A 6,000-nucleotide genomic window follows, 5' to 3' on the forward strand; every position below is an offset into this window, starting at 1 on the left:
GCATTTAGGCGACGCGCCCTCGACTGAGGCGCCGCGGCCGAAACAGACGTGTCATCAGGCCCTGGTCTGCAGCAGCAAGCCAGCCGCATCAAGACCGAAGGCCACAGAAGGGTAAAGGCCTGACTGAAAGGGCCTCGGCCCCCTTCGTCGCAGGCCGACTTGGGGGCCTCGAAAGGGCCAAGGGGACTAAGCGCGAGGTCCCAATGGATAAGGGCTGACAAAGGGTCAGCAGGTTGCCGGCCTCATCGGCGGAACCTGCAAATGGCGCCTCCCCAAGGGCCTCTCGACATGTCAAGCGATAACCCTCGCGCTTCGGTCAGGGGGTTTTCGCTTCGAGTCCATCGCCTATCTGACTAGCCTGCCGGTGTGCGGCGTCAAGCCAGCAAGCCCCATGTGCCACGGAGCGGAGCACAAAGGGCCTGTCGGCGGGCATGTTGTCCTGGGCCGCCATGGACCCTGCCCATGCACGCCAAGACACCGAGCGCCGAACCACCGGACCACGACGATCCCGACCTGATGCAGGTCCTGGTGGAACTCGGGTTTGGTCACTGGCACGGCCTGCTGATGGATCTGTGCCAGCGATTTGACGGCTGGCTCGTCGACTTCCTGCAGGCGCCCGAGGCTTCGCCCGACTACCGACCGATGATCGACATCGTCAAGGCTCTACGCGCGTTCCCCCAGGCCCAGGCGGGCCAGGACGTCGCGCTGGCCAGAACCATCGGGACTTGCGACTTTCTGGCCAGGGCAGCTCGTGACTGTTGGGGCGGCCGCATCTGCTGGGATCCTTTCGCAGAGACCTACAACACGTTTGCGCAGCGCCATCCTGAGCGCTACCCCTACTGGGAGGCGCAACCGGCGCGCCGAGAAGCCGAGCTGACCGCCTGGATGCTGGGTCATCTGCCGCCCCACCCTCCCGCAGCGACCCCACAGCAAGGCCACTCATGACACTCGGTTGGTGGGACCTCGGGCTCGTGTGCGGCGCTTTCGCCACCGGCACCATGCTGGTCCACAGGCTTCAGTCCAGCCATGCCACCCGTCAGGGACAAGGCGGCGCGTCCGCCGCGGTGGCGACGACGCCCAGGCCAGCTACACAACTGCCCGTGCGCGGACCCGATCAGCTGGTCGAGATCACACGCACCAAGGATCTGATGCGCTCGATTGAGCGCCGCACCAGATTCTCCAGCAGCGTCTTCAACAGAGACTGCATGCCCGCGCTGGAGGCCCTGGCCGAGTTTGTGCAGATGCTCCCCGCATCGGAGGCCCATCACCACGCACAGCCTGGTGGGCTGTGGATCCACCTGCTGGAAGTCGCCGACGCAGCGCTGACGATGCGTGCAGGTCTGGAGCTGCCCCAGGGCGCCACCACTGAGGAGCGCAAGCACCTGGAGCACCGATGGACCTACGCGGTACTGATCGCCGCGCTGCTGCACGACGTCGGCAAGCCAGTGACTGACGTCAAGGTCATGCTCTTCAATGCGGACCCACGGGCCGGCAGGCCCTGGGCGCCGCTGGCCGGGTCCATGCGCGCGGCCGGCGCGCACTGGTACAGCGTTGCGTTTGCCGATGCGGCCGCGCGGGACTACCAGGCACACCAGAAGCTGGCCGCGATGCTGCTGCACCAGTTTGTGCCGTCCAGGTTGATGCGCTGGCTCAGCGAAGACGGCGATGTGCTGTCTCAGCTGCTGGCATTCCTTGCGGGAGAGGCACCTGATGGAACCTTGGCCGACATCGTCAAGCGTGCGGACAGCGACTCGGTGCGGCGCAACCTGCTGCACGGCCCACGCACCAGGTTCTCGACAGCGCGCACCCGGCCGCTCATTGAGCGATTGATGGAGGCCCTGCGGCGCATGCTCCTCGAGGGCACCCACCTGCCCTTAAATCGACCCGGTGCCGCTGGTTGGGTCCACGACGGCTGCCTCTGGTTCGTCTGCGCGCGCCTCGCAGACGAAGTGCGTAGCTACCTGGCTCAGCACGAGAGCCTGCAAGGGGTTCCCGGCAGGGACAAGAACGACCGGCTGTTCGACACCTGGCAGGAGCACGGTGCCTGCATGCCCAGCGCCGACGGCGGTGCGGTCTGGCGGGTAAGGGTGGAGTGCGAGGCCTGGCGCTCACCCGACATCCTGACCGTGCTGTGCTTTCCGCTGGAACGACTGTATCCGCGCCCCGAGGACTACCCCGCTGCCATGAATGGGCGAATCGTCGCTGAGCGCCCCACAAGGTCTGGTGGTGGTGATGGGCCTGCCCCAGCGACCGACGCTGCCCGCTCGTGCCCCAGCGCGGTGCCGACGTCTGTAAATCCTGACCCAGTTGCCGCGCACGCTCCTGCTGTATCCGTGACTTCGGCGGCCGCAGGAGCGAGCCTGGAACCGCCGTCCTTGCCACCCACCGAGCCAGACGCTATTGCGCAGCCCTCAACCGCCTTGCCTGTGACGCCGGCCGTCGACCCTTGTCCGGATCAACACCAACTTGAACCGGCGCAAGTGGTGCCCTCAGAAGCCGTCCCACTGGCTCACCAAACGCCGGAGGCTGTTCTGCAACCAGCAAAGCCTCGACCAAGCGAGGACGATGATGGGGTGTTGTCGCTTGGTGAGTCTGCCGCGCTGGTGGAGCGCGCCGTCGCCGCCCCGGCACTTCCGCCCAGTGCAGCGGTCACCACCCTCGGGCCACCCATGCGCCCGCATCAGCCGGGACAGCCGCCCAAGTCGAAGAAAGGCCCAACGCCCGCTGCAGAAGCCTTCATGGCCTGGGTCGCTCACTCGGTGGGGTCCGGTGAGCTCAAGTACAACGAAGAAGGCGCCCTGGTGCATTTCGTGCAGCAAGGCTGCCTGCTGCTGTCGCCAGAGATCTTCCGGCGATTCCTCGATGTTCATCGCGAGCTGACCGAGGGCCCGGTGGCGGTTCTTCGGGCGAGTCATGGCGAGAAGGCCTTCAGCCGCCTGCAGAACGAGTTGGCCAAGAGCGGCTGGACGCAGCGCAACGGCGACGAGAACCTCCACTACGCCGCCTTCGTCAAGGCGGACGGTAGCTTGTCCAGGAAGGCCAGTTTCTACCTGGTGCCGAAGCCTCACTTGTTCTGGAACCCGGTGCCTGCCCCCAATGACCGGATCAAGGTGCTGCCAACACCAAAGAAGCTGGCCTTGCCGAAGCCTGGAGGCGTTCATTGAGTCCCGTCGTCGACCTCAGCCCTGGGGACAGTCTTGTGGCGCGCGGCATGGCCATGTCGCTCCTGCCAGGCACGCTCAAGACACCTGTTCAGGTCGACATGCTGGCCGATGTCTTGGAGATCACAGCGGCGCTGTACGGACGGTACTTCACCGAGGCGGCCTGCATCAGTGAGCTGATGCATCTGGCATCGACACCGCTTCCAGAAGTGACGCACCTCGCGCATGCGCTCACGCAGGTGCGTTTCAACTTGACGGTCGTGGGCGTCTCGCCTCCGCGCCGATTTCTGCTGCGCTACCACCGGCGGCGCGACAGGCTGCTGGCGCGAGAGGACTTCGACGCGATCGTGGCGCGATACGGCTGGGGGTCCACCGAGCTTTGCCGCGCGATCGGCGCCGCCACCGCGGACTGAACAGTCCCTCAACGAGCCTGAGCAGAGGGGGTCATGAGCGATCCGATCTCGAACGTCTACCGCTGGCCATACGAGTACGCCAGTGTTGTTGCCTTCTTCGCCGCCGTACCGATCGTGTTGGCCGTGCCCGAGGTGTTCCTGTTGTCGCGGGATCTCTCGCCGGCCGTCGCCCTGGGGCTGGCTGCCATCGGTGCGTGGAGGTTTCGTCAGGCGCGCCGCATCGCGCGGCACCGCAAGGCCGTGCGAGTCCTGAAGCCCTATGCGCTGGCCCCTGACGAGCTGCCATGGTCGCAGCGTGCTGTCTTCCTGGGTATGGGCTTCGAGTGGAGCGTTCGACACACGCAACGCATGGCGCTGCTCGCTCTGCCTGAGAACGAGTCGCTGCGCCATCCCCCTGTCTGGTATCGATGGGCCCGAGCGATTGAGCGCGATCCGCATCGACCAGCATGGCTCCGCGAGCTCCTCAGCCAGGACAGCCCCTGGAATCCGTGCCGTCCGATGCCGCCGGTTGGCGGCGTTCCCGCTCTGCACGGCGTTGAGATCGACGAAGAGCAAGTGTGGACGCCGCTGGCCGAGCTGAACAACCACATGATGGTCTACGGCACCACACGGGTCGGCAAGACGCGGCTTGCCCAAATCCTGATCGAGCAGGACATCAAGCGAGGCGACGTCGTCATTGTGTTCGACCCCAAGGGTGACGTTGACCTGCTGCTGGGGATGTACTCCGCCGCCCTGCGAGCCGGCCGTGCCGATGAGTTCCTGCTGTTCCACCTCGGATTTCCGGAGGTGTCCGCACGGTACAACCCCATCGGCAACTACGAACAGGTCACCGAGGTAGCGACGCGCGCCACGGGCCCACTGCCTGACCAAGGCCAGTCCGCAGCGTTCAAGGCCTTCGCCTGGCGCTACGTCAACGTCATCGCGCGCGCCATGGCCGCAGTGGGCGAGCGCCCAGACTTTCGGAAGATCTACGAGTACGGCGTGTCGATCGACAAGCTCGCCGGCAAGTACGTTCGCCAGTGGCTAGACGCCCATGCACCGTGTTGGTCTGACGAGTTCGACCCGACACCCACCAAGGAGCACAAGGACCTAGTGACCAAGGCCGAAAAGAACTCGCGCGATCTGGAAGTCCTGATGCTGCTGGCCTACTTCAAGGCGAAGGGCTACCACGACCCGATCGCCGACGCCCTCAGCTCCGTCCTGGCTAACGACCGGACCTATTTCGAAAAGCTGGTCAACTCGTTGTACCCATTTCTCGAGAAGCTCACCAGTGGCAGCCTGGCCGAGCTGATCTCGCCTGACTACGAGGACACCGCCGATCCCAGGCCCGTGCTCGACTGGCTGTCCGTGATCAACCGCGGCAGCATCGTCTATTGCGGCTTCGACGCCCTGACCATCCGCGATGTGGCCGAGGCCGTCAGCGCATCCATGTTGGCCGACCTGACCAGCACCTTCGGCCGCATCTACAAGCACGGCTCAGGCTACGGCATGTCCAGTGCCGAGCCCATGCGCCGCGTGCGACTGCATGCCGACGAACTCAACGAGCTGATCGGACCAGAGTTCGTCCAGGCGGCCAACAAGGGGGGTGGTGCCGGCCTTTTCATCACCGGCTACTCCCAGACCGCTCAGGACATTGAGGTGAAGGTTGGGTCGAGTGCCAAGGCGGATCAGATCGGCGGCAACCTGAATTCGCTGATGATGCTGCGCGTCGTCAACCTCGACACGGCCAGGAAGCTCACGGACAGGTTGGAGGAGGTACGCATCGCCACCCGACTGGTGGCCAGTGGGGCAAGCGACACCAACGACCCGGCGGACTTTGCCGAGTTCGCGACCCGCAACGAAGACCGGGTCTCGACCGAGAAGGTGCCGATGCTGGACCCCGCATGGTTGATGAAGCTCCCCAAGGGGCAGGCCTTCGCCCTCCTAGAAGGTGGGCGCCTGAGCAAAGTACGGATTCCGTTGCCGCTGCCCCACGTCGACGACCAGATACCAGCGGACTGGGCGGCAATGCTGGGGCACATGCGCGCCGAGTACGCCGCTTACCTCGCGCGCACCCCCGACATGGATCTCACGGTGGAGGGCACCGGCGGTGGCTACTGACATGGCGACGATCGAGCGCAGCGTCTTTCTGCGCCAGTGGTTCTGGCCCCTTCGCCTGGCTTTCTGGACGACTGCCATCGGCGTCACAGTGTGGATCTTCGGGATGCTGTCTCAGGCTGCTTGGGCGACACACCGGGACCCAGGGGATCCTGTGGGCTACCAGGTCGCGCATCTGGAGCAGGAGCTGAGCGCATTGGCCACGTTATTGATCCGGCATTGAAATGTTGAACTTTTCCGGACGCGTAGAGTCTGACCCTGCATGGACAAGATCGACTCTCGAACGCTGCCGCTGGAGGCCCTCAACGAGCGCAGGCGCCGGGCGGTGA

5 protein-coding genes are annotated in these 6,000 nt (G+C 65.2%); all 5 read left to right on the forward strand.

Annotation, left to right across the window (positions count from 1 at the left end):
- Positions 1-462 precede the first annotated feature (462 nt).
- From KAK06_RS22720 to KAK06_RS22740, 5 genes are read left to right on the forward strand one after another with little or no spacing between them, the layout of a single operon-like run.
- Positions 463-945, forward strand: coding sequence for a hypothetical protein (locus tag KAK06_RS22720; protein ID WP_210804456.1), 483 nt, complete (start codon positions 463-465; stop codon positions 943-945).
- Positions 942-3,164 carry a MobH family relaxase gene (gene mobH, locus KAK06_RS22725; RefSeq protein ID WP_210804457.1) on the forward strand — a complete coding sequence of 741 codons (2,223 nt, stop codon included), beginning with the start codon at positions 942-944 and terminating at the stop codon, positions 3,162-3,164. Before KAK06_RS22720 ends, mobH begins: the two co-directional genes overlap by 4 nt.
- A gap of 47 nt (positions 3,165-3,211) precedes the next feature.
- On the forward strand, positions 3,212-3,574 hold the full coding sequence (locus KAK06_RS22730; RefSeq protein WP_210804458.1) for a hypothetical protein: 363 nt from the start codon (positions 3,212-3,214) through the stop codon (positions 3,572-3,574).
- Positions 3,575-3,607: 33 nt separating this feature from the next.
- A complete protein-coding gene (gene traD, locus KAK06_RS22735; RefSeq protein WP_210804459.1) occupies positions 3,608-5,674 on the forward strand; it encodes a type IV conjugative transfer system coupling protein TraD in 2,067 nt (688 codons plus the stop codon).
- Between the two features lies 1 nt (position 5,675).
- Positions 5,676-5,894 carry a hypothetical protein gene (locus tag KAK06_RS22740; RefSeq protein WP_210804460.1) on the forward strand — a complete coding sequence of 73 codons (219 nt, stop codon included), beginning with the start codon at positions 5,676-5,678 and terminating at the stop codon, positions 5,892-5,894.
- Positions 5,895-6,000: the final 106 nt, after the last annotated feature.

This window comes from Ideonella aquatica (assembly GCF_018069755.1).
GTDB lineage: Bacteria > Pseudomonadota > Gammaproteobacteria > Burkholderiales > Burkholderiaceae_C > Ideonella > Ideonella aquatica.